General features: G+C 42.2%; 1 pseudogene. It reads left to right on the top strand.

The annotated features are described in order from the left end of the window. Positions 1-268: pseudogene (locus HC176_RS17085) on the top strand (hypothetical protein); the annotation flags it as partial. Between the last annotated feature and the right edge of the window lie 137 nt (positions 269-405).

Genomic DNA, 405 nt, shown 5'->3' with positions numbered 1-405 from the left:
AGAAGTGAATGAATTGCCTGCTTCCCTGTTCTTTAAAAAACAGTCATCCCGAAAAAAGGTGATCCTTTATCCGCACGAGATCCACCTCACCGATGCCGGAAGCTACAAAGCGGTGGTGAAAAATTCTTTTTTTAAAGGCAGTCATTTTTTGACACAGGCAGAAATTGAGGGGGAAGAAATATTCTTTGAAGTCCCGGTCCAACTCCAAAAAGGAAAGAACATTCATCTTTCCATTAAGGGAGAACTCCTCGAAAGACGCTTAAGATGATCAGATCACTTCTTTTATAAGAATTTCCCTACCGTTAAATTCCAGTTTTTCCCCGCCAGCCTTTCCCGATAAGGCTTGTGCGATAGGAGAAGAAGCGCCTACAGCATAGAATTTTTCATCGCCGATCTTTACTTCTC

The sequence above is a fragment of the Tamlana crocina genome (assembly GCF_012037625.1).
The sequence above is the reverse complement of the archived record's forward strand: the minus strand, read 5'-3'. Positions and strand labels throughout refer to the sequence as shown.